At 43.3% G+C, this 24225-nt stretch carries 25 protein-coding genes; 4 read left to right on the top strand and 21 right to left on the bottom strand.

The window, feature by feature from the left end; translation table 11 throughout:
* Positions 1-32: 32 nt before the first annotated feature.
* The 8 genes from D9A03_RS04355 to D9A03_RS04390 form a co-directional block, all read right to left on the bottom strand.
* Positions 33-1010: a type II secretion system F family protein gene (locus tag D9A03_RS04355; RefSeq protein ID WP_120495999.1), complete on the bottom strand. Its 978-nt coding sequence runs from the start codon at positions 1008-1010 to the stop codon at positions 33-35.
* The gene (locus D9A03_RS04360) at positions 1007-2023 is read right to left on the bottom strand and encodes a type II secretion system F family protein (protein WP_120496000.1); all 1017 of its coding nucleotides are present in this window, start codon (positions 2021-2023) and stop codon (positions 1007-1009) included. The genes D9A03_RS04355 and D9A03_RS04360 overlap by 4 nt, the downstream gene beginning before the upstream one ends.
* The gene (locus D9A03_RS04365) at positions 2020-3636 is read right to left on the bottom strand and encodes a CpaF family protein (RefSeq protein WP_120496001.1); all 1617 of its coding nucleotides are present in this window, start codon (positions 3634-3636) and stop codon (positions 2020-2022) included. Before D9A03_RS04365 ends, D9A03_RS04360 begins: the two co-directional genes overlap by 4 nt.
* Entirely contained in the window at positions 3636-4883 is a 1248-nt protein-coding gene (locus D9A03_RS04370; RefSeq protein ID WP_120496002.1) for a P-loop NTPase, read from the bottom strand. The genes D9A03_RS04365 and D9A03_RS04370 overlap by 1 nt, the downstream gene beginning before the upstream one ends.
* Positions 4884-4895: 12 nt before the next feature.
* Positions 4896-5624 carry a CpaD family pilus assembly lipoprotein gene (locus tag D9A03_RS04375; RefSeq protein ID WP_120496003.1) on the bottom strand — a complete coding sequence of 243 codons (729 nt, stop codon included), beginning with the start codon at positions 5622-5624 and terminating at the stop codon, positions 4896-4898.
* A 3-nt stretch (positions 5625-5627) separates the two neighbouring features.
* Entirely contained in the window at positions 5628-7001 is a 1374-nt protein-coding gene (locus D9A03_RS04380) for a type II and III secretion system protein family protein (RefSeq protein WP_162937970.1), read from the bottom strand.
* A 2-nt stretch (positions 7002-7003) separates the two neighbouring features.
* Positions 7004-7894, bottom strand: coding sequence for a Flp pilus assembly protein CpaB (cpaB, locus tag D9A03_RS04385; RefSeq protein ID WP_120496005.1), 891 nt, complete (start codon positions 7892-7894; stop codon positions 7004-7006).
* A gap of 143 nt (positions 7895-8037) precedes the next feature.
* Positions 8038-8259 carry a Flp family type IVb pilin gene (locus D9A03_RS04390; protein ID WP_120496006.1) on the bottom strand — a complete coding sequence of 74 codons (222 nt, stop codon included), beginning with the start codon at positions 8257-8259 and terminating at the stop codon, positions 8038-8040.
* 296 nt (positions 8260-8555) lie between these two features.
* Between D9A03_RS04390 and D9A03_RS04395 the strand changes: the two genes are divergently transcribed.
* Entirely contained in the window at positions 8556-10055 is a 1500-nt protein-coding gene (locus D9A03_RS04395; protein ID WP_254054973.1) for a cobyric acid synthase, read from the top strand.
* Positions 10056-10087: 32 nt separating this feature from the next.
* Here the strand turns inward: D9A03_RS04395 and D9A03_RS04400 are convergent, their stop codons facing one another.
* The 8 genes from D9A03_RS04400 to D9A03_RS04435 all read right to left on the bottom strand — a co-directional run bounded on the left by D9A03_RS04400 (position 10088) and on the right by D9A03_RS04435 (position 17093).
* Positions 10088-10774 carry a fumarylacetoacetate hydrolase family protein gene (locus D9A03_RS04400; RefSeq protein ID WP_120496007.1) on the bottom strand — a complete coding sequence of 229 codons (687 nt, stop codon included), beginning with the start codon at positions 10772-10774 and terminating at the stop codon, positions 10088-10090.
* A 75-nt stretch (positions 10775-10849) separates the two neighbouring features.
* Positions 10850-11221, bottom strand: coding sequence for an iron-sulfur cluster assembly accessory protein (locus D9A03_RS04405; RefSeq protein ID WP_046504982.1), 372 nt, complete (start codon positions 11219-11221; stop codon positions 10850-10852).
* 75 nt (positions 11222-11296) lie between these two features.
* The gene (locus D9A03_RS04410) at positions 11297-11698 is read right to left on the bottom strand and encodes a DUF59 domain-containing protein (RefSeq protein ID WP_120496008.1); all 402 of its coding nucleotides are present in this window, start codon (positions 11696-11698) and stop codon (positions 11297-11299) included.
* Entirely contained in the window at positions 11698-12981 is a 1284-nt protein-coding gene (locus tag D9A03_RS04415) for an aminotransferase class V-fold PLP-dependent enzyme (RefSeq protein WP_305778172.1), read from the bottom strand. Before D9A03_RS04415 ends, D9A03_RS04410 begins: the two co-directional genes overlap by 1 nt.
* Positions 12982-13010: 29 nt before the next feature.
* Positions 13011-14336 carry a Fe-S cluster assembly protein SufD gene (gene sufD, locus D9A03_RS04420; RefSeq protein ID WP_120496009.1) on the bottom strand — a complete coding sequence of 442 codons (1326 nt, stop codon included), beginning with the start codon at positions 14334-14336 and terminating at the stop codon, positions 13011-13013.
* The gene (gene sufC / locus D9A03_RS04425) at positions 14336-15085 is read right to left on the bottom strand and encodes a Fe-S cluster assembly ATPase SufC (protein ID WP_120496010.1); all 750 of its coding nucleotides are present in this window, start codon (positions 15083-15085) and stop codon (positions 14336-14338) included. The genes sufD and sufC overlap by 1 nt, the downstream gene beginning before the upstream one ends.
* 52 nt (positions 15086-15137) lie before the next feature.
* Positions 15138-16595, bottom strand: coding sequence for a Fe-S cluster assembly protein SufB (gene sufB / locus D9A03_RS04430; protein ID WP_120496011.1), 1458 nt, complete (start codon positions 16593-16595; stop codon positions 15138-15140).
* Between the two features lie 36 nt (positions 16596-16631).
* Positions 16632-17093: an SUF system Fe-S cluster assembly regulator gene (locus D9A03_RS04435; RefSeq protein WP_120496012.1), complete on the bottom strand. Its 462-nt coding sequence runs from the start codon at positions 17091-17093 to the stop codon at positions 16632-16634.
* A gap of 362 nt (positions 17094-17455) precedes the next feature.
* Between D9A03_RS04435 and upp the strand changes: the two genes are divergently transcribed.
* Complete coding sequence (gene upp / locus D9A03_RS04440) at positions 17456-18088, top strand: uracil phosphoribosyltransferase (protein ID WP_120496384.1); 633 nt, start codon at positions 17456-17458, stop codon at positions 18086-18088.
* 145 nt (positions 18089-18233) lie between these two features.
* Here the strand turns inward: upp and D9A03_RS20215 are convergent, their stop codons facing one another.
* The gene (locus D9A03_RS20215) at positions 18234-19232 is read right to left on the bottom strand and encodes a calcium-binding protein (protein WP_120496013.1); all 999 of its coding nucleotides are present in this window, start codon (positions 19230-19232) and stop codon (positions 18234-18236) included.
* A 61-nt stretch (positions 19233-19293) separates the two neighbouring features.
* On the opposite strand from D9A03_RS20215, the gene D9A03_RS04450 reads away from it, so the two are divergent.
* Both D9A03_RS04450 and D9A03_RS04455 read left to right on the top strand, forming a co-directional pair.
* Complete coding sequence (locus D9A03_RS04450) at positions 19294-19680, top strand: IS5 family transposase (RefSeq protein WP_120496014.1); 387 nt, start codon at positions 19294-19296, stop codon at positions 19678-19680.
* Positions 19681-19713: 33 nt separating this feature from the next.
* Positions 19714-20046 (top strand): transposase, encoded by a 333-nt coding sequence (locus D9A03_RS04455; protein WP_256386289.1) that lies wholly within the window; start codon positions 19714-19716, stop codon positions 20044-20046.
* A 45-nt stretch (positions 20047-20091) separates the two neighbouring features.
* Here D9A03_RS04455 and D9A03_RS04460 read toward each other — a convergent pair whose 3' ends face one another.
* The 4 genes from D9A03_RS04460 to D9A03_RS04475 form a co-directional block, all read right to left on the bottom strand.
* Entirely contained in the window at positions 20092-20832 is a 741-nt protein-coding gene (locus D9A03_RS04460; RefSeq protein ID WP_120496016.1) for an ABC transporter substrate-binding protein, read from the bottom strand.
* A 98-nt stretch (positions 20833-20930) separates the two neighbouring features.
* Positions 20931-21119, bottom strand: a complete 189-nt coding sequence (locus D9A03_RS04465; RefSeq protein WP_120496017.1) for a hypothetical protein — start codon at positions 21117-21119, stop codon at positions 20931-20933.
* Positions 21120-21164: 45 nt separating this feature from the next.
* Positions 21165-22358 (bottom strand): MFS transporter, encoded by a 1194-nt coding sequence (locus tag D9A03_RS04470; RefSeq protein WP_120496018.1) that lies wholly within the window; start codon positions 22356-22358, stop codon positions 21165-21167.
* A gap of 193 nt (positions 22359-22551) precedes the next feature.
* A complete protein-coding gene (locus tag D9A03_RS04475) occupies positions 22552-24027 on the bottom strand; it encodes a DEAD/DEAH box helicase (protein WP_120496019.1) in 1476 nt (491 codons plus the stop codon).
* Between the last annotated feature and the right edge of the window lie 198 nt (positions 24028-24225).

Genomic DNA, 24225 nt, shown 5'->3' on the forward strand with positions numbered 1-24225 from the left:
TCTTTCATATATAAAGAACAAACAAGATGCTTTTATCTGTTTATGAAATTATCAATCACGCGTATTACCGCGGGGCCAAGTAAGACGATAATTAACGGTGGTAAAATAAAGACAATCATTGGGACTGTCATAATTGCTGGTAATTTGGCAGCTTTTTCTTCAGCTTTCATGAGGCGTTCATGCCTTAGTTCTGCACTCATAACCCTCAGGGATTGAGATAACGGTGTACCAAATTTTTCAGACTGAATAAGTGCATTGACCAAGCTTCGCATCATCTGAATATCCACTCTGGCTGACAAGTTATTCAGTGCTTTTTTCCTGTCTGGTAAGAAGCCCAGCTCCAGAGATGTTAAGGACAGTTCATCGGAAAGTTCCGGGGCTGCACTGATCATTTCCTTTGATACTCTGGCAAAGGCTGCGTCAAGGCTCAGGCCAGCTTCTGTACATATAACCATTAAGTCCAGACCATCGGGAAGTGATTTTTTAATCAACTCGTGCCGTTTCATTATTGTATTTTTTAGAAGTATGTCTGGCAGTTTTGCACTGAAGAGTGTTACTGAAATAGTTGCAAAGGCTTGCCCTAATGGTGGAAGTTCAACAGCTTTTAATACGTAAATATAAAGATAGGCAATTGCTGCGCCGGTTAAAGGCGAGACTAATTTAAAGAAGAGATAGCGATAAAGGTCTTCCGGAGTACGCTTGCCTGCCTGAGAGAGTGAGAAGGCATACTTTTCTGCCTGATCATTCTTCATAAGTTTGAAATAATCAACAACCCGTCTCATGAAGGTTGCTGATGCAGGGGTCAAGCTTCTACGATGTCTGGGGGTAAGATAATCTTTTCTTAATCCATCTCTTAGCTTGGCCATTTCGGCTGTTTTTTTTGTGCTGGGATCTTTGACCAGTAGCGAATACCAAATGGCAAAAAATATAGCGACTACAGTTAAGCTTGCACTAAGAATAAGGAATTCTTCCTCGGTAAATCCCGAAGGTATGAAGTCAGATAAATTCATATCTCAAACTTAACCATCTTATACATGATACCGCAGCCCAGAGCGATTGAAAATAATCCTAGGCCAAGTGCAAATTGACCTCTGGGATCTGTCAATAAAACAGTGGCATATTCAGGATTCATTAAATAAATCAAAAAGAACATAATAAAGGGAAGTGAGCCAATAATATAAGCTGAAGCTTTGGCTTCAGAAGACATTGCTTTTATTTTTAACTGCATTTGTTTCCGCTTGCGCAGGATATCAGATAAATTTGCAAGCGTTTCAGCAAGATTACCACCAGTTTCTGTTTGTATTGATAGGGCAACTGTAAAAAACTGAAATTCTTGGAGGCCCAATCTATGTTGGGCTTTCTGGAGTTCATCAGGGAGTTTTCCTCCGATTTTGACACCATTGGTAACCTTTGAAAGCTCGATACCTACAGGATTGGCAATTTCTTCTCCCGAATTTTTGATAGCCTCTGTAATTGGCAAGCCTGCTTTCAAGGCTCTCACCATTAAATCAATTGCATCGGGAAAGAGGGCAAGGAATTTCTTTTGTCGCCTTTTTTTTAAAACATAGAGACCAAAATGAGGTGCACTCAAGCCAAAAGCGATCCCAAACAAAACACCAAGAAAGGGGGGGTATTTTGTTGTAAACTGGAAACTTGCAAAAGAAATGATACCTATAAAAATAGAGATAATTAATAAGTGTCCCAAATTGGGATGCAAGCCAGCTTTTTGCATGTTTTCTCGTAGCAAATCGGGCTTGGGTGTTAATCGGTGTATAAGCTCATCCAGCTTAACGTTGCCACTTCCTTCGGCTTGACGTCGTATACTAATTTGTGCCGTGTTTGACGAAGAATCACCCTTAGTATTATTAACAATTCTGTTAATTCTTGATTTTACCTGTTTGTTGTCAGGTTTTAGAATCAGATACAACAGGATGAAGAAGAGGAATAAAACAACGACTATGGCAGTCATTATTTCAAGATCACTTGCCTGACCAGAAGCAATATTGCGAAAGAAAGAAATCATCCCATTGCATCCATTAGGTGTTTGCCCAGACTAAAATATTCGGCTTTTGGAAAAAAGTAAGGTCGTAGGCCTGTTGATTTGAATTCACCTATAAGCTTGCCCTGTTCATCTTCTCCTTTGAATTCAAAAGTAAAAAGGTCTTGTGTTGTTACAATATCTCCTTCCATGCCGATAATTTCAGTGACATGGGTTATACGTCTCATACCGTCTCTCATTCTTGAGACTTGAATAATCATATCAAGAGCATCAGCTATCTGGGTTCTTACTGCTTTGGCTGGCAAATTAATACCTGCCATACCTACCATGTTCTCAAGACGAGTCAGCGCTTCGCGTGGGCGGTTGGCGTGGACAGTGCCAAGTGATCCGTCGTGCCCGGTATTCATGGCCTGGAGCATGTCAACGGCTTCTGAACCACGGATCTCACCTAATATAATGCGATCAGGGCGCATACGCAGAGAGTTTTTGACAAGATCTCGCATGGTAATTGCCCCTTCACCCTCAAGGTTAGGAGGGCGGGTTTCCAATCGTACCACATGGGGTTGTTGTAATTGCAATTCGGCAGCATCTTCAATTGTTACAATACGTTCGCCATGATCAATCATTTGCGATAAGGCATTCAGAAGAGTTGTCTTTCCTGAGCCTGTACCCCCGGATATGAGAATGTTGAGACGACTTCGAGAAGCAATTTTCATAACTGTTGCCATCTCGGGAGAGATATTTTTTTGCTTTTTCATGACATCAAGAGTGATGCTTTGTTTGGCAAATTTTCGGATAGATATGGAAGAACCATCGATAGCCAGGGGAGGGATAATTATGTTCACACGGCTTCCATCAGCAAGGCGTGCATCACAAAGTGGGGTCGTTTCATCTACTCTCCGCCCAACATGTGCAACAATTCTTCTGGCGACATTCATGACGTGATCATTATCTCTGAATGTAACATCAGTGAGTTGAAGCTTGCCTCCTTTTTCAACAAAAACCTGATTGGGGCCATTTACCATGATATCAGTGATGGCTTCGTCAGCGAGTAATGGTTCTAGTGGACCAAGGCCAAGCATATCTGCCAGTATCAATTCTATGACAGCAGCTTTTTCCGGCGCATTCAGCCTCAGCTTGTCTTCAAACAGAATTTCTCCGACGATTTCTCCTAATTGAGAAGACAGTTCTTCTTTAGGAAGTTTTGAGGCCGCTGAAATATCCAGACGATCCATAACCTTGGGCTGTATCAAGGCTTTTGCTTCTTCAATGGTGCCCGAAGCTGAGCTTGCCTGTTGTTCAGTACCTGTTGGTTGTTTGGGTTTGTTTATCGGGTAGGGCCTGTTTTCGAACTTAGAGAGAGACGCGACAGGTACAACCTCTGCTTCTGATCCGTCCTGCTGTTCTTGCGAAGTGTTTTCTACATACCAGTCAATTAAATCTGTGATGAGAGAGCGTCTTTGTAATAGATTTAATGGGCTGCTTTGCCGCTCAAGTTCTTCGGTAATTGTTTGTCCTATTTTCAGACTTAGTTCCGGGCGTGACATTACAGAAGGTGATTTGTCAGCTAGGCTTGTCTTTAAAAGCTCTTTTAACTGATCGCTTTGTTTTTCATTAACGACTTGTTCTTGCTGCATCACTTCAGACCAATTAATTTACGCCAAGGTGCCGTTTTGGATTGTGTTGATATCTGTGGGGATATTTTTTGGGCGAGAGTTACGATAGTTTTGGATAACTTTGATTTTGGTTCTAAAGCCAGAGCTGGCTTTCCGTTGTTTGCTGCTTTGATGCAGAGTTTGACATCTTCCGGTATTTCTAAGTCGATTTTAACACCCAGCGCTTTTTCAAATTCAGTTTTAGGGACTGCTGAATGATGAGGGCCTGTCCTATTGGCCAGCAAAACTATTTCACAATCTTCATTTGCAGATTTGATTGCACTTTGGACTCTAATTGTATCTCTCAGGCAGGGTAGGTTATATTCTGTGACAAGAACGACGATCCCAGCTTCTGACAGGATATTTTTTCTGAGGTTTACAGCGGAACGGGGCGTGTCGACGATAAGCTGTTGATATTCACGTGAAAGTGCTTCCATTAGGATAGCAATACCATCATGGGAAAAAGACAGATCTTCGGTTAGATTTTCTTCTGTTGCCATAATGGCAAGATTTTCTGATAATTTGGCTGTTGTGCTGGATATAAAGAGACTATCCAGTCGTTCAGGGTTTTCAAGCGCTTCTCTCAGGCCACGAGTTGGTTCCACATCAAGGGTCAGAGCTACAGTTCCATATTCAATGTCCATATCTAATAAGGCTGTCTTGATCTTGGTTTCTTCTGCAAGTGCCCATGCTAAATTTACAGCGACCGTGCTGGCGCCAACGCCGCCACGAGCACCTAAAACGATAGTCTTATTGTTTTGTGCCGTTGTTAATTCGTCTTCTTGAGTTATGTAAACAACATTGGATTTATCTGCGTTATGCAGTGCTGTTAGGAGCGTTTTTTCTGTTAATGGTTTTAGCAAATAGTCAGAAACGCCAATCTCAATCATTTCCCTATAAAAACCAATATCATTAACTGTTCCTACAGCGATTAGCTTTGTGTTCTCTGGTAGTGCAGTGACCAGAGAAAAAATTGAGGTAGCAGCGGATAGTTCGTCGCTTCCTATATCAATAAGTAAATAACGGGGCGAGGAAGTGGTGTCAGCCAAATATGACATGGCATCCTGGCATTGCCCGTCCCTTACTTCTGCGGCGTACCCCAGGTGTTTGGAAACAGAGAGTGCTACGTCGTGTGTTTGACCATCACTCACAAATGCAACAAGTTCAGGAACTGTATCCAAATCCGTATCCTGATCACCAAAGATGTCATCAATATCACTAGAAGCCATAGTTAACAGTGCCTATTCCGAAATGCCGCTTGTACTCAATGTATCGAGAAGCGGTGTGATTTCACCTTTACGGTACCTGTCTATTCCAAGAGCAGATGCGGTTGAATCAGCAGATGTCATTTGTGCTGTTCCATCAAGCCCTGTCGGGGAAACGACCATGTTGGCTAAATTTACTTCTTGTGCACAACCAAGTGCACGTTTTGTGGGGCGAGTGCTTCTGGGATGTGATTTTATTTCGCATTCTGGTGCTACGATAATTTTTCTGTGAATCATGACGGCAGAGTTGTGTATTCCGGGGCTTAGTATAGCTATTTGCCTGGCTGGTATTGTGCTTTTATAGCCAAGGTCTTGCAGAGAGAATTTCAGGCGGTTAATGGCATTTTGGGAATCATTGGTTAAAGCTCCTTGAGCTGTCCGTATTCCGTCTAAAAGTATTATATCGTTTGTGCTAATATTATAATTTTTAATAAAATCTTGTAGCTCTTTTTCTAAAATGGAAACTTCAATTTGATTTTCGGGGATGTAGAATCCTTCAGTTGCAACATATTCAAAAGCTTGAGTTCGTTGGCTGCCTCTAATGGGTTTCCATCTACCGGTGTTTAAAAAATTATTTCCAGCAGAGATTGTTTGTTCTTTGGGATCCGTTGTTCTGAAGCCTTCTTGAGAAGTACAGCTCATGATTGCCGGGACAAGTGTTAATATTACCCATAAAAAGGGAACTTTGTTTGAAAAATTTACCATCACTTATTCCACAATAAAGGTAGGTTCATAACTTGGAGAAAGCGTCGTTGTTGAACTTGTAGCCGTTTTCGGGTCATCAATATTTTTAGGAGTTGTGATAGCATTTGTACGTTCAACATAAGGATCAGTAGGTAGTGCTATTGGGGCATTTGTTGGTTTGACAATATAGGGGGTGACAACGATAACGAGTTCGCTTTCATTGTTTTGAAAACGCTCGCTTTTGAATAATCTTCCAAGGATGGGAATATCACCTAAGCCTGGTACTTTATTTGCTGTTTGTGTTTGGTTGTTTAATATTAAGCCCGCAATAGCAAAACTCTGCCCTGATCCCAAATCTACTGTTGTTTCAACTCGGCGCGTTGCGAGAGCAGGAATTTCTACTCCTGAAATAACGACAGCACCATCTGCAGAAAGTTGACTGACTTCTGGACGTACCCGCAGGGAAATACGGTTTTCTGATATAATTGTTGGTGTAAATGCAAGGCTAACGCCAAACTCTTTGAACTCAATGACAATGACTCTTCGGCCGTCCTCTGTGGTTGAGCCTACAGGCACAGGAAATTCACCACCTGCAAGGAATGCTGCAGTTTCACCAGACACAGCGGTTAAATTAGGCTCAGCAAGTATGGTGACTAATTCGTCCTGTGCCATTGCATCCATAAGAACATTTAAGTTAAAATTTCCTACGGTCGATGTTAATCCCAATAAGTTGGGTGGACTTGTTGCGAGAATTGCTGATGTCGTGGTTCCCAAACCGATCTCTGTTGATCCATCGTTAAAGTTTGTACCACTCCAGTTGAACCCGAATTGTTCAATGACTTCATTTCTTACTTCGGCTATGCGGACGCGCAGATGAATTTGATCAGCAGCAATAACAGACATTTGAGATATAATTTGCTCTGTTTCCGGATCGATAAAACGCTCGGCAATACGTCTTGCACTGTCTGCATCTATGGCGCTGTTGACTTGGCCTGTTAATAGAATTGCATTGTTTATTGTTGAGGCTGCGATTTTGTGTCCCGGTATTGCTGTATCCAGTGTTTCCCTTAACACCTTCAAATTATGATTTACTTTTATGGGAACACTCGCCATGATTTTGTCATTTGTATCAAGGGCAAATATGCTTGTCGTACCTGCTTTTTTACCAAATACGTAAACGAGTGTTGATGACTTTACGTTTAAGTCTGCGATCTCTGGATTGGCAATAAATATATTTGATGCTGAGCGGGGTAATTTTAAGAGTTTACCTTCACTGATTTCTATTTCTAAAGGATCAGCACTCGCATCAATTGCTTGAAAAGATTGAGCATAAGCTGATGAGAAACTCATTATTAGAACTATACTAGAAACTAGTTTGAAGAGTATTCTAGAATGCAACACTATTCTCCACCGACTTTTACTGACGTGTTGCCACGCGAAATTACCAAAGATTCTCCTGTGGATCCTCCCCCAAACCGGAATACTTGGGTGGCTTCGTAATCCCAAGTAAAGCTATCGCCTTTTGCAGGGCTTTCATCTGCTTCAATATTGCCTGTTTCGATTAACTCTTGTAATTCATCTTCGTTTTTAGCTAGGGGGCGAAGCGAAAGAGAAATCTTTCCGTAAACTTTAGCTACTGCGATAATTTCAACTTGATTTGGTTTCAATTCGACGGTGACTGTCTTTGAACCTTTATTGGTTTCACCCTCAGGGGTGTTAAGCGTTGTACCAAGCGCTAAAACACGTACATTCGTCATGACTGTTTCGCTGGCATGTCGTTTTCTGGCTTTTTTATCTTCATCTTCTTTGATGGTCATCGAGGCGATCAAATCAACTCGGTCCCCTGGGAAAACGAGACCATTTATGCCTGTTTCTTCTGAAATCGGGATCGACAAGGCTCTGTGTCCGGGTTTTAAGACTGCCGCCAGAAAACCTCTTTCTCCCGGGCGAATAAATTTTTGAATGTTAACAGGCTCTCCTGCTGAAATTTCTTTTCTGGCAACTTGACCATTTAAAGTTTCTATCTTGAAGTTATCTTTAATGAGATGGTGGTCAGATGCATAATCTTCGGGCCATTCTTGCCAGATAAAATCACTTTCTGTTACGAACTTTCCTAATGGAATATCGGCTTTAGCTATTAAAATCTCAACTTCTCGTTGAGGGGATGTGGCTACAGATTGAGCCGACTGGTGAGGACGCTTGTTCGCGTCTAGCCAGGACTTGGCCAAAAAGGCTGTACCCCCACTCAATATTAGAGCGATAAATATAAGAATAATTTTACGTATGATCATATCCTTATTCTAAGGTGAATATGGTAAATTCTTTGTAAATAAAATGATAAACATACGCGGGCTAATACTTGCTTTAAAACGTAACAAAGGCTTCGTATATACGAAGCCTTTGTTACTCTTAAATACTATTTATTACTTTATTATTATGTACCACCAGTACCACCGGTACCACCACCTGCAGTATCTGCGGCTGTTGCTGCATCTTTTAGATGTTTATCGGCAACGCCAAAGATACCTTCTAGTGACCCGCCAAGTGATGTGAGTGCACCAATAGCAGCAACGGATACAAGCGCTGCGATAAGACCGTATTCGATAGCTGTTGCACCAGATTCATCAGTTAGAAAAGTTTTTACAAAGTTAAACATGTTCGGGGCTCCTATTCCTCGTAAACTTGAGATCATAATGGCACTCATCTATTAATAAAAAGTAAATAAAAATATTAATTGTTGACATTGTAAGAATAGATTTTTTTTACTTAATTTATACTGTTTAATTTTAAAGTAATGAGAAATTGATTTCATATTTTTCTTTAATAAATGTAAAATTTTATGTAATTTTTTACTATATGTTGCCGCGGTCATTTTTAAACTTGGTTGTCTCTGCGTTTCTCTGTAAAAAATTATTTATTATTCAATCTTATTTATGAGTAGCAGGACGCTTAATGACTGTCGCAATCATGTTTCAAGGTACAGGATCTGATGTTGGTAAGTCCCTTTTGGTTGCCGGGATTGCCAGGGCTTTATCTAATCGTGGCCTGAATGTTCGACCTTTCAAACCTCAAAATATGTCTAATAATGCTGCTGTTACGCCTTGTGGTGGGGAGATTGGTCGTGCTCAGGCACTTCAGGCCAAGGCCTGTCGTGTAGAAGCATCCACTGATATGAACCCCGTTTTACTTAAGCCACAAACGGATATGGGATCTCAAATCATTGTGCAGGGGAAGATATGGGGCAATACCAATACTGGCAACTATTGGGGCCGTCGGCATGAACTAATGCCAACCGTGCTTGAAAGTTTTCATCGTTTGGCTGATGAAGCGGATATTGTTCTTGTTGAAGGGGCGGGCAGTCCTGCAGAAGTAAATTTGAGATCTGGTGATATTGCTAATATGGGTTTTGCGATTGCTGCGCAGGTTCCTGTAATCCTAATTGGTGATATTGATCGTGGTGGAGTGATTGCGTCTATCGTTGGTACAGGTGAGCTTTTACAACAAGAAGAAAAGGATCTTGTTAAGGGTGTTATTATTAACAAGTTCCGTGGCGACCTCAGTCTTTTTAAATCTGGTGTAACTATTATAGAAGAAAAGAGTGGTTTTTCTTCACTTGGTGTTGTGCCTTATTTTAAAGATGCCCGTAAATTGCCCGATGAAGATGCCGTGTCTGTGCAGTCTGGTGCTTCGTCTGCTGGTAAGGCCAAGGCCTTTGACAAAAGAGACACCATTCGCATTGCAGTTCCCTTGATTTCGCGTATTTCGAACTTTGATGATTTTGACCCTTTAATTGCAGAAGAGGATGTTGAGCTGACGTTTATTCATCCTGGTGATGTTATTCCTGCCGAGACCGATTTGATTATATTGCCGGGGTCGAAAGCGACAATCGGTGATTTGGAATTCTTCAGAACACAAGGATGGGACATTGATCTGCTCGCGCATGTGAGAAGAGGTGGTCAGGTTCTCGGTATCTGCGGAGGATATCAAATGTTGGGAACTCTCATCTCTGACCCGGAAGGTATCGAGGGCGAGGTGGCATCCGTCTCGGGCTTGGGGCTGTTACCGGTGACAACTGTATTAACCGGAGACAAGAAACTTACAGAAGTTAAGGGGCATGACATCAGTAGCGGAGAAGTAATAACCGGTTATGAAATGCATGTTGGGGTGACTGAAGTTGCTGGGGCTCAAGTTAATGACATTCTGCCGATGCTCTCTATTGGTCAAAGAGAAGAGGGAGTTCAACTTGGTTCTGGACAAATATCCGGCTGTTACCTGCACGGTCTTTTTGTGTCTGATAGCTATCGGGCTGCTTTTTTAAATCGGATTAAAAAAAGAGAAGCCAGTGCTTTGTCATTTGAAAAAGAGATCGATGTAACCCTTGATGCTCTGGCACAGCACATGGAAGAGAATGTCGATCTCGATAAGTTGTTGTCTATTGCCGGTTATCAATAAAGACTTGAGGAGAGGAGGTTAAACAATTGGCCTTAGGTCAATTGGAACTTGAGATCTGAAAGACCTTCTATTGAGCAGGTAACGTCATCACCGGATTTGATCGCACCGACACCTGCTGGCGTGCCTGTCATAATAATATCGCCTGAGCGAAGCTCAAACAGGCGACTTAGGTGATAGATAATGTGTTCTACTGACCAGATCATATCCCCAAGTGTGGCCTGCTGACGGACTTCATTGTTGACACGAAGCGAGATCGAGGAAGTTCCCGAGAGTAAATCGCTTGTCTGTGGCGTGATCGAACTACAAGGAGCCGAGTTCTCAAAACCTTTTGCGACGTCCCAAGGGTGGCGTTTGTCTTTGCAGATTTTCTGTAAATCTCTTCTGGTCAGGTCAACGCCCGTGGCATAGCCAAAAATGTGTCCGCCAGCCTGTTCCGGGGAAATATTACTGCCTCCACTTCTTAATGCGACGACAAGTTCAACTTCATGATGAAGATCCGTTGTGGCGCCGGGATAGGGAATGGAGCCACCTGCCGCCACTAAAGATTCAGCAGGTTTCATAAAAAACATAGGCGTTTCAGTATCGGGGTCTCCGCCCATTTCTTTGGTGTGTTCGGCATAGTTTCGACCTACACAGAATATCCGCCGGACAGGAAACAAGAGATCTGATCCTACAACGGGGAGTGTCACAACAGGAGCGGGATCAAATGTATAAGACATGATTTCTTAATTAGAACTCGGAAAGAGGTGCGGTGTTTGCAGAGGTTTTAGATGCAGACAGTGTAGAGGCAAAAGTCAGGTAATCAATTCAGCTTTGTTGCTTTCAGGCGCAACATGAAAACTTTCGCCGCAACCGCAACGACCTGCTTCATTTGGATTGTTGAAAACAAATGAGCTTTGGAACTTATCCTGAACAAAGTCCATCTCGCTACCGATCAAGTACATAACCGCTGTCGGTTCAATAAAGATCTTGACGCCCTTGTCTTCAACGACGTCTTCAAACTTCTTTTGTTCTTTGGCGTACTCCACGACATAGCTGAGACCGGAACAACCTTTTGTACTGATGCCAACACGCAGACCAAGAACAGCTTCGTCCTGACTTTGATCCATCAGCATTTTAACGCGATCCGCGGCAGCATCTGTAAGGGTGATGAGTTTTGGCATCATCGGATTATGTCTCTTAATTTCCAGTTTCTGATCGTACTATATCACTATATGGGGGCAATTCCCCAGATTAAAAGTTTACATAAACAAGCCTAGCGCCAGTTGTGCATCTTCGCTCATCATATTTTGGTTCCAGGGGGGAGACCAGGTCAGAATAACAGTGACTTCTCCAACACCTTCCACAGCAGCAACGGCTTCGGCCACCTGCATGGGAAGCTCCCCTGCGACCGGACAGTTCGGGGCGGTTAACGTCATGCTGACATTAACATCACCTTTTTCATTCATCTCATGACCATAGATGAGACCGAGATCATATATATTTACCGGAATTTCCGGATCGTGAACACTTTGGAAGGCATCAATAATGTCACTTTTGCCTGCCAAGGCTGTTCCCTCAGTCAGTGGCTTGCCAGCTGTGGCTTTAAAACCTTCTTCTGCCTTGGGAAGAAAATCGCTTAAGCTTTTACCGTCATCAAACATTAGCTAAAGAGTTCCCGTACTTTCTCAAGGGCGTCTGCGAGTGCATCAACTTCATCGCGCGTGTTGTAGATACCAAAGGAGGCACGTGCCGTAGCTGGCAGATCAAAGCGTTGCATCAATGGTTGGGCACAGTGGTGACCAGCCCGGACGGCAACTCCTCTGCGATCAAGGATTGTTCCTATGTCATGGGCGTGGGCTTCTTCCATGGTGAAAGACAGAATGCTCGCCTTTTCCTTGGCCCTGCCAATAATATTCAATCCGGGTATCCTGCTTAATCGTTCTGTAGCATAGGCAAGAATGCCGTTTTCATGGGCCGCAATATTATCTTTGCCCAGTGCTTCTATATATTCAATGGCAGCACCAAGGCCGATAGCCTCGACAATGGCAGGCGTTCCTGCCTCAAAGCGATGAGGGATTTCTTTGTAGGTTGTTTTTTCAAAGGTAACGAGATCAATCATTTCGCCACCGCCCTGATAAGGCGGCATTGAATTGAGAAGATCCGCTTTGCCGTAAAGGATACCAACACCGCTGGGGCCATAAACTTTGTGGCCAGAGAAGCAGTAGAAATCCGGGTTTAGATCCTGCACATCAATATGAGCATGTGGGGCAGCCTGACAACCATCAACCAGAACTTTTGCACCATGAGTGTGGGCAACACGGATGATGTCTTTAATTGGTGTTACCGTACCAACAGCATTAGAGATATGAGTAACAGCAACCAGTTTGGTTTTTGGGCTGAAAAGGCTTTCATATTCCTCAAGCAAGAAGTTAGCATCACCATCAATGGGCACGACCTTGATTTCAATACCAATCTGATCTCTGAGAATTTGCCAGGGAACAATATTGGAATGATGTTCCATATGGGAAATGATGATCTCATCACCCGCCTTTAGGAAGTTTCGCCCGTAGCTTTGTGCGACCAGATTGATTGCTTCTGTGGCGCCTTTGGTCAGAATACACTGATCCGGGCTTTCTGCATTAATAAAACGTGCGGCAGCATTGCGACCGGATTCAAAAGCTTCGGTACAGGCCTGACTCAGGCTGTGGACACCACGATGAACATTGGAATAGTAAGTTTCATAGGCTTCTTGCATCCGCTCCAGAACCTGACGGGGTTTTTGTGCCGATGCAGCACTGTCCAGATAGACGAGGGGACGGCCATAGATTTCACGTTGAAGGATAGGGAAATCTTCGCGAATGCGATGGACATCAAACGCCTGTAGTGAATTGTCACCGGCTTTGATGGTTCCCATATCAGCGTTCTTTGCTGTGCCTATGCTCATTGTGTTGTCCTTATGCCCTTGACTTCAAATCAGGCTGGTTTGTTAGGATTGTTTTCAAGCCAGTCAGATATTCTAACCAGAAAGAGATCCTTTAGATCTTCATTTTGAACTGCTTCAACAGCGTCAGCCAGAAAAGCGTTCACAAGAAGAGCTTGTGCCTGTTCCTGTGAGAGGCCGCGTGACCGCAGATAGAACAGAGCATCTTCGTCGATCTGTCCCGATGTGCAACCGTGACTACAGATAACGTCATCTGCAAAGATTTCCAATTCAGGTTTTGCATCAACTTCGGCACGGTCAGAAAGCAGCATGGCCCGGTGAGATTGGTTGCCGACAGTTTTCTGAGCCTGTTCATGAACAATAATCTTGCCTTGGAAAACGCCTCTGGCATTACCGCTCAAAACACCTTTGATCACTTCATCACAGGTAGTATGAGGCGTTTTATGGTCAACGCGTGTTGTAATATCACAATGCTGATCGTCAGTACCCATATAGGTACCATTCAAATGGCAGGCAGAATTCTCTGTTGCCAGACTGACATTAATGTCAGAGCGTGCCAGTCGTGCGCCAGTGTTCAGCAGGAAGCTGTCATATGTCGCGCCTTTGCCTACTTCTACTTCTGTTGAAGAGATCAGAAAGGCAGATCTGTTACTTTCCTGAACGCGATAATGGTGCAGGGTGGCGTTTTCATCAACGCTGATATCTGTGGCAGTATTAGAGAAATATACGTTCTCGCCATGATCGGTATTGTGCTCGACAATCGTTGCCTTGCTGCCTGATCCAACAGAAATGATATTTCTGGTGTGATGCGTACTTTCAGCTTTGTTACTGCCAAGATGAAGTATCTCGATTGTTTTTTCTACAGAAATATCCTTGGCAACAGACAAGATATATCCGTCGGCCATAAGAGCTGTATTCAAGGCTACGAGCGGCTGCTCTTCTGCGCGGGGACGTGACAGGCGTGTTTGGTCGAGACTATTGGTCCCGTTATCGAGCTCAGTCGCCAAACTTTCCATGGTAACGCCGCTTGGCAAAGAAGTGTCTGAGAGCGATTCAGAGTATTTGCCGTCGATGAAAACAAGGCGAACAGAGGTTGTTGCATCAAAAAGTCTAGGCAGGTCATCGTTGGCTGCCTGTCCTGATGCTTCTGGCGCAGATAAAGCCTGTTTCTTTAGCGGATTAAGGCTGGTGAACTTCCAAAGTTCTGTTTTTGCCGATGGTAATCCGATGTCGTTGAACAGCGCGATGTTTTTCGCTCTTGTTTCATTGAGCCACGCAAGATTACGGCCGGGCAAGTGGTCCTTGGTCTGGTCGTAGTGGGCAATGAATGCCTCTTTATCTGATGGAAGTGTTACCATTAGGCTGCCTCACCAGAATAGTCAGCATAACCCTTTTCTTCCAGCTCAAGTGCCAGTTCTTTGCCACCGGAACGACGAATTTTACCATGAGCCAACACGTGAACCTGATCAGGTACAATGTAGTTCAGAAGACGTTGGTAATGCGTGATAACCAAAATGGCGTTGTTTTCCGCACGTAGTTTGTTCACACCTTCGGCAACAACTTTAAGAGCATCAATATCAAGACCTGAATCCGTTTCATCCAAGACTGCTAGCTTTGGATTAAGAACAGCCATCTGCAGAATGTCGTTACGTTTTTTCTCACCACCAGAGAAGCCGACATTAACGGCACGTTTCAACATATCGTCCTTAATGCCAAGCTCTTTGGTTTTTCCGCGGATCATTTTAACGAATTCCATGCCGTCCAGCTCTTCTTCGCCGCGATAACGACGTTGGGCGTTCAGCGCTTCTTTCAGGAATGTTGTATTAGTGACGCCAGGAATTTCTACCGGATACTGAAATGCTAAGAAGATGCCTTCGCCTGCGCGTTCTTCTGGTTCTAGATCGGAAATGTCTTTGCCGTCGAAAAAGATACCACCTTCGGTTACTTCATAGTCATCACGACCGGCAAGCACGTTTGCTAGTGTTGATTTACCTGAACCGTTAGGTCCCATGATCGCGTGGACTTCGCCTTTGTTGATGTTCAGGTCAATACCCTGAAGAATGGATTTTCCATCGACTTCTGCGTGAAGGTTTTTAATTTCTAACATCTTTTTACTCTGTTCTCTTTATCTATGTGTCTAAGTGGAATAGGGCGCTTCGTTATCCGACGCTGCCTTCCAGACTGATTTTGACAAGCTGTTGGGCTTCAACAGCAAATTCCATTGGTAGCTCCTGAAGCACTTCGCGACAGAAGCCGTTCACGACAAGACCGACAGCATCTTCTTCGGATATACCGCGCTGACGACAGTAAAAGAGCTGATCTTCACTGATCTTCGACGTGGTTGCTTCGTGCTCCAGTCTTGCTGATCTGTTTTTGCTCTCTATATAAGGAACAGTGTGCGCCCCACAGGTGTCACCGACCAGAAGCGAGTCACACTGGGTAAAGTTACGCGCTCCTTCGGCTTTCGCGGCTACTCTTACCAACCCGCGATAGGTATTTTGAGACTTGCCCGCAGAAATACCCTTGGAAATAATTCGAGATGTTGTGTTTTTACCCAGGTGGATCATCTTGGTGCCGGTATCGGCCTGTTGACGACCATTGGTAATCGCAACGGAATAGAACTCACCAACAGAATTATCACCTTGCAGGATACAACTTGGATATTTCCAGGTAATTGCTGAGCCTGTTTCAACCTGTGTCCAGCTGATTTTTGAGTTTTTACCCTTACAGATACCGCGCTTGGTCACGAAGTTATAGATGCCGCCTTTACCGTCTTCATCGCCGGGATACCAGTTTTGAACAGTGGAGTATTTGATTTCGGCATCGTCCATTGTCACCAACTCGACAACAGCAGCATGAAGTTGATTCTCATCACGCTGAGGCGCAGTACAGCCTTCCAGATAACTAACATAAGAGCCTTCGTCAGCCACAATGAGTGTACGTTCAAACTGTCCGGTATTCAGTTCATTGATTCTGAAATAGGTTGATAGCTCCATCGGGCAGCGAACGCCCTTGGGGATGTATACAAATGATCCGTCGGTAAAAACGGCTGAGTTCAGACAGGCATGCTTGTTATCGCCAGCAGGAACAACAGAGCCAAGGTATTTTTTGACGAGTTCCGGATATTCCTGAATCGCTTCGGAAATCGGGCAGAAGATAACGCCGACTTCTTTGAGTTGTTCGCGGAAAGTGGTCGCCACAGACACAGAATCAAAAACGTAATCAACGGCCACACCCGCCAATACTTCTTGCTCTTTAATTGGAATACCCAGCTTTTCATAAGTACGAAGAAGCTCTGGATCGACTTCGTCCAAACTCTGTGGGCGATCTTCCATGCTTTTTGGTGAAGAGTAATAGTATGAATCCTGATAATCGATTTCAGGAATTTCCAACTTTCCCCATTTGGGTTCTGGCATTGTCAGCCAAAGACGGAATGCCTTGAGGCGCCATTCCAAAAGCCACTCTGGCTCATTTTTCTTGGCAGAGATGAAACGGACAGTCTCTTCACTTAAACCTTTTGGGGCTTTTTCAGATTCTATCTCTGTAACAAAGCCATATTTATATTTGTCCATCTCCAGGGATTGGACCTGTTCGACTGTTTCTTGTGTGGCAGCCATTCTCTTACTCTCCTATCGGACTTTTATTTGAATTGATCAGGTAAGCTCGGCCGAGTTCGTGTCCGATTTTTGTTTGTCTATAATGAAACTGTCTTGAAAATCAATCATGTCGGCGAGTGTCACTGTTTTCAGGGCATTGGCGACGACTTGATTTACTTTGTTCCAATTTCCGCGCATGGGGCACATGGTCTCTACTGAACAGTTATCAACAGCACCTTCGACACAAGCCGTTAAAGCAATTGGGCCTTCGATAGATTGAAGAATATCTGCTACAGTAATAGAGGCTGCATCTTGGTGGCTTATATATCCGCCACCCGCGCCGCGCAGAGATGTGATAAGGTTTTGCCGGGATAACAGACCAAGGATTTTGGCAACAGTTGGCAGGGGCAAACCCGTTTCTTCTGCAATCTGCGGGGCAGTCATTACCTGTTCTTTTTGTGAGGACATCTGTCCAAGAACAACGACGGCGTAATCTGTTAACCTCGTAAGGCGGAACATAGCTTTTCTCCATACCGGACTAAAACAGTCCGATTTTTTAAATAGCTCAAAAAAACGAAATTGCAACCTCTTTTTAACAGTTTTTTACAGTTCCAATGTATGGTGTAAGGTTCAGTAATTAATCAATTTACGCTTTTATATCCGGAAAATATAATAAAGCCAGTCTGTTAGGAAAAGGGCGTGTGTTTGGTCGCGACTAAATGTCACCTTTAAAATGCATCTTTTGAAAGATGATGAGATATAATTCTTAATCTTCTGTCTGCTTGCGTCACATATACAGGGGGTCGACAGGAACAGCTGAAAAGGGTAAGTAACAAGGATAATTTGTTGAAAATGAAACATCAAAAATGAAGGCTATTAACATGAACGCAAATGTGACCGTCGTTGACCATCCTTTGGTTCAGGTAAAACTTACTCAAATGCGTTCAAAAGAAACAGCAACCCCTGATTTTCGTCGGTTGTTGAAAGAAATATCTCTGTTACTTGCGTATGAAGTGACCCGGGATCTCGTGCTCACTGAACGTGAAGTTGAGACGCCGGTTGAGCGTGCAATGTGCCCTGTTCTTCGTGATCTTGAACCTTGCTTTATTTCAATCCTCCGTGCTGGAAACGGTATTCTGGATGGTATGATGGATCTGTTGCCATCAGCACGTGTTGGTCATGTCGGACTATACCGGGATCATGAAACGCTAGAGGCGATTGAATATTACTACAAAGTACCAACAGATATGTCTGATCGTGAAGTTATTGTTGTGGACCCTATGTTAGCAACGGGTCATACGGCTGTGGCAGCAATCGATCGTCTGAAGAAAGATGGTGCCAAGAACATTAAGTTCCTATGTCTGCTTGCTGCACCAGAAGGAATTGCAGAGTTTCAAAAAGGCCATCCGGATGTGCCTGTGTACACGGCATCCGTTGATCAAAAATTAAACGAACACGGCTACATTGTTCCAGGGTTGGGTGATGCTGGTGACCGTATTTATGGCACGAAATAATTTCTGAATTTTTTATTAGAGTGCAAAAGAAAGGCTCCGTTTTCGGGGTCTTTTTTTATTGGTAATTATATTCGACTTCCATATTTGCGAAGGTAGAAAATTTTAACTCAATATTTAGAATGATTTTTATATTTTGGGATTAATATTAAGCAATTGTATTCAAAGAATTTTGATTGATCATATTGGTTAAAATATCAATATCTGATGTCCCCAAGCCTCCGCCAAGTGATGACAAGCTTTGACCTTCGAGAATGATGTAGTGATTAGTGTTGCCATCCAGATTTACATCTACTTCAAGCATCACGCCCAAAGAGTTCGAGTTAAAGCTAAGATATTGGTCAAGATTAGAAGCTGTTTGAGGCGTATCTAATAAGTCACCTAGATCAATAATATCACCAAAGTGAAAATCTTTAATTACGTCGACTTCAGCAGGACCATGTATATCAATATCAATTTTGCGAAAAACAAATCGATCTTGACCAGAGGGTCCGCCGTATAATGTATCACTTCCGCGACCACCGACTAGAACGTCATCTCCGGAACCTCCATTTAGGATGTCATCTCCACCAGTGGAATTAGTAAGGACTTCTCCGTCCCCATATAATGTATCATTTCCAGATCCTCCATTTAGAATGTCATCACCGCCATTGGAATTAATGAGTGATCTTCCTTCCCCATAGATATTGTCATGTCCGTCCCCGGCATTCAGAACATCATATCCGCCCTCTTTGTTAAATAGAACGACGCGATCACCGAAAATATAATCGTCAGAGACCCCCCCGATTATATAGTCATCTCCGTAAGCATCTGGTGTATGTGTAATAATAACCTTTGATGTTAATCCACCACTGCTTGCGATAATTGTATAGGGACCAGATATCGAAGTATTCAAAATCGTGAAAACGAGGGATGAAAATGGTGAACTGATTTCCCATTCTGTACCATTACTTCCAGAAATCATTGTTCCTTGATTTAAAACAGTACCAACAGGGAGGCCTTGCAAAAGTATTACACCTGTTGATGGTAGGTTTTGCGAGAAAGAAATTTCGTATTTAGTATCAGTCGAATCTCCTTGTATAAATCCATTAGCGACTAAAAGATCATTAGAATGACTGCCTTGGTTTTGGTTAGGGTGTGAACCCATTTTAATGTCTTGCAGAATATAACTTTTTGTGATTCATAGCTCTCGTTTTAGGGAGTTTTACATGGCCCGATTTGATTTAAGTGATGAAGAGTGGCAGGTTATTGAGCCTTTACTACCGAAGAAAGGTCGCGGGCCAGCCCGTCGTGATGACCGTGTTATTCTGAATGGTATCTTCTATATCTTGCGCACAGGTGCACCCTGGCGTGRTCTTCCGGAACGTTATGGCCCTCACACAACGGTTTACAATCGTTAYGTTCGTTGGGGTGAGCGTGGTATCTGGAAAGGTATCTTTGATGYGCTGGCAACAGAATGTGAAGACGCTTTGATTTTTATAGATGGCTCCATTGTAAAGGCTCACCGCGCAGCGGCCGGGTCAAAAAAGGGGAACTGGCGGAAGGTATTGGCCGCTCACGCGGAGGTCGCACAAGCAAAGTTCACGTGGCTGTAGATCAGAAAGGCCGCCCGGTCCGTCCGTCTTGCCATTAGTGGTGGTCATGTTCACGATAGTAAATTAATGCCTGAATTTCTGGACTGGGAGGTACCGCCTCTGGCTATTGTTGCCGACAAAGCCTACAGCAGTGGTAAAATCAGACTGGATATCGCTGATGAAGGTGCTTTGGCGGTTATCCCCTCAAAACGAAATGCCAAAAATCCCGTTCCCCATGATAAAAATCTCTATGCTATGAGAAATATTGTTGAACGGTTCTTCTGTAAAATGAAAGATATGAGGCGGCTGGCAACACGATTTGAGAAAAAGGGAGCAAACTTTTTAAATATGCTATACCTCTTTTCAATGAAATTATGGATCAATTGAGTCCACACCCTAGTTGAGTTTCAAAAAAACGAATTAAGAGGCTTTTTATTGGTAATTTTTCCTGATCTTTTCGTAAGTGCCATTGTGTCTAATTATACGAAGGCCACGGTTTATGTCGTTAATAATATTTTGTGCCTGATCTGATTTTTTTGAAAAGCAAAAATAATAAGGGTGGCTGACAAACTCTCTATAAGTAACGTGGCCACTTTCCCCTCGATTTGCCAAGGCAAAGAGCACTGTGTCCCGATAAGAGTAAATCGCATCGACGCGACCGTTTTCGAGTAGAGTTAATAGTTCATCATCATTGGTTGCTTCGTGTGTATTGATGCCATGTTCTATGAGTTCTTTGTGAACGGCATATCCTCTGACGCTGGCAACAGAAAGATCTTTTAAATCAGCCACAGATTTAAAGTCGTTTAGACTTACTTTGTCCGACAAAAATACACCTTGGCTTAATTGACCGAGAATATCAGAAAAAATGAAGTTTTGATTCCTGTCAGGGTGATAGGAGCAACCACAGAGGCCGTCAATTTTTCCTTGTTCGACGAGCTTCACTGCTCTTTTCCAAGGATAAAATTTATAATCAACAGTTCGTTCTGCAAGGGCGAAGACTTCAAGCATGATGTCAACATCAATGCCTTTTGGACCTGCTCCCGGGTTTTCTATCTTATATGGCGGGAAAGAACTACATGCCATGGTCACGGGGCGTGTCTTATCTGCAATGGCTACCTTTGAAAACAGTAATAGAAGGATTGCCCAAAGTACTAATACATGGCGTTTTTTCAAATGGTTTTCTCCAGATTTAAGGTGGCTTCATACTATTATTTATCTGTTAACACGGTAAATAATAATTAATTTTAAACGCGGGTAATATTAAAATCTCGTCAATTTTTGACCATGTAGAGATCTTTATGGATAAAGTCCTCTTGTTCATAAAGCTTAATCATTGCAAGAGATAAATCTTCTGGTGGTGCATTAAGCGCTAAATGGTTCCTCTTTATTTTGCTGATAAAAATAAGAGCATCAGCCAACATCTTTAATGTGCTGGCTGCCTTGATTGAGAATTCGCTCATGAACCGGACTTTCTTAGAGATAACTTCAGGCCTAGAGAATTAACCTTAGGGAAATTCCTGATGTGTGTACTCTTTCGGGGGCGGAGCACTACTTGGTGGCACTACTTTTGTTAATGTCCATATTATCATGCCGCCAATTACGGCCATGCCAACCATAGCAAGAAAGGCATAAGACGAATCAATATCAAAAAGGATACCGGAAACGAAAATTGCTACCCCCATCATCAGGCCATTAGCTATGCTTGAATAAAGGCTTTGTGCAGATGCCGAGACGTCTTTGGGGGCGTGTTTGGTAATAAATGACATAGATCCCAGGTGAGTTAAGCCGAATGTAAGGGCGTGTAGTACCTGTATGCCAATGATTAAAACCATGCTGTCGCTAAAGCCAAGAGTTCCCCATCTGATGATACCGGCAATGCTACCTATGATGATAAGATGTAAGGAGCGCGCACTTTTAAACAGCTTGTTACTGAAGGCAAATAAAAGGACCTCGGCCATAACCCCGAATGCCCAGATAAATCCAACCAGACTTCTACTGTACCCGAGAGAAGTTAAATAAAGAGAACCAAAGGCATAGTATGCGGCGTGACTACCAATGATCATGCCAGCTCCAAGAATGAAAAAAAGAAAGCTTGGCTTTCTGAGGAATATTCTTGGATTACCCGTTGCCTTTTCTTCCTCTTTTGGTAGTTGAGGAAGAGTCAAGCTGAAGAAAGCAACAACAATGAGAGCACATAAAATGAGCCAGAGTGTCCAGTTGATATCAATCAGATCAAGCAGGTATCCCACCCCAAAACTTGTCGCAATGAATGAAATCGACCCCCAAAGCCTTATTCTTCCGTAATTCAAATCATACAGTCGAACAGCCTTGAGTGTTTGATTGTCACTTAAAGGAATGAGAGAAAGGAAGCAGCAGGATGCGCCGGCCTGTAGCAGGAGATAAAGGTAAAAATCCTCGGCGAAATAAAAAGCGAAGAAGAAACAGCAAGATATCAGTGCTGTTGAAAAGAGAGTTGCTCTGCTATAGCCGCTTTTCTCTGATATGAAAGCGATGGCTGGGGAAACAAGCACCATGAGAAATGGGGGGATTGCGAGTATATTTCCAATCTCTGATTTGCTAAGGCCTCTTTCCGAAAGCCATAGAGGCCAAAATACGAGGATAATGCCCATGGTCATGAAGACAAAGATGTAAAAGAGTGAATAGGGGACACCTAAACGGATGGCAGAATCTTTGTTCATACTGATGCTCTATCTTGGAATCGCTTTGTCAAATATTCAAAACGATACAGGCGGGGTAAGATTTATAAATACCATGTTATAGTTACGCATCAATCATTATGTTGGGCCATGTGAACTTGCCCTGACTGTATGGAAATAATAAAGGCGACCTTAAAGACCGCCTTTATAGAAATTACAGCAAGTGATGGCTTGTTTACGCGACTTTTGCTTCCCGAAGAATAAAGGCTGGCGTGTGATCACCAAAAGAGCTGGTAGGGTTACTCGGCTCTGATGACGGTTCTCTTTCGCCAATAACAGCCGTCGGTTTGGATTTTCGACGATCTGTTCTTGAAGGCTTTTTCGCACTACGTTTTTCTTCGTTATTATTGCCTGCATTTCGTGCTGTTGCGTCGGCAGAAGCATCCTCAGAAACGTCATCTGATTTCTTGCGACGACGGCTTGGTTTTGCTTCTTTGGCATCACCGCTTTTTGCTGTCGCTTTTGATGGGCGGCGGCGTCTGCGGCCTTTTAGTGATGCAGCTTCTTCGTCTGTCCAGCTTTCAAAGCCTTCAAGAGAGACGACAGGGATACCGCTATTGATCGTTGTTAACACGTTGTTTAAAGCCTTGTAATCTTCGATTGTCGCAATTGTAAATGCTTTACCTTCACGTCCTGCACGCCCGGTTCTGCCGATACGGTGAACATAGTCTTCAGGATTAACGGGAACATCAAAGTTAAAGACGTGCGACACAGCCGGAATATCCAAACCACGTGCTGCAACGTCTGAACATACCAACAACTTAACTTTGCCGTCCTTAAAGTCGTTCAGTGTTTCCATCCGGGATGATTGAACCATGTCACCATGAAGAGCTGCAGCAGAAAATCCGTGTACATTTAGAGATTTATTAAGAATGTCGACGTCTTTTTTTCTATTACAGAATAAAATAGCGGATTGAATTTCATCTTCGCCAGTCATGATTTGACGAAGCGCCTCACGTTTATCTTTGGGAGTGCCGTCAATCTTGATAATTGTTTGCTCTACAGTTTCAGCCGTCGATGCCTGCTTCGTCACAGAGATTTCTTTTGGATTGCTGAGGAATTTATCAGACAGTTTCTTGATTTCCGGCGCCATCGTGGCGGAGAAAAAGAGTGTCTGTCTTAATGGCGGAAGTAAAGAGACAATCTTTTCCACATCAGGAATGAAACCCATATCCAACATTCGGTCTGCTTCATCGATCACCAAGAGTTTGGTGTCAACAAGCATGATCTTGCCTCTCTCGAAAAGATCAAGAAGGCGACCAGGTGTTGCAATTAGTACATCAACGCCGCGTTCGAGGAGCTTTGTTTGCTCCGCAAAGGAAGAGCCTCCGATAAGGAGAGCTTTGCTAAGCTTGCTGTATTTTCCATAGCTTTCGAAATTTTCCGAAATCTGATGGGCAAGTTCACGTGTTGGTGTCAGGATCAAAGAACGTGGCATTCTTGCACGTGCCCGACCACTGGACAGCATTTCGATCATAGGCAGCGTAAACGAGGCAGTTTTACCTGTCCCGGTTTGAGCACAGCCCATTACATCACGACCCATTAACACGTAGGGGATTGCTTGTTCCTGAATAGGCGTAGGTGTCGTATAGCCAACATCCTCGACAGCCTGCAGGAGCTTTGGATTTAATCCAAGATCAGAAAAGCTCATGTATTCCTTAGTTACGCTTGAGCGTTAGTCAAAAAAAAGCAGAAATGCGCAAAAGCTTACGCGTGCTTTCCAGAAGCGACGTGCGCATAATACGGAAAGCTTTGAAAAAGTCAATTTGTACTGTGTTTTAGGTACTGAAAATCGATAAATTACGCCATAAAGTAATATTATTGTTTAATTTTAATCCTGCGTTGTCTA

Origin of the sequence: Kiloniella sp. EL199 (assembly GCF_900313065.1) — a bacterium.
GTDB lineage: Bacteria > Pseudomonadota > Alphaproteobacteria > Kiloniellales > Kiloniellaceae > Kiloniella.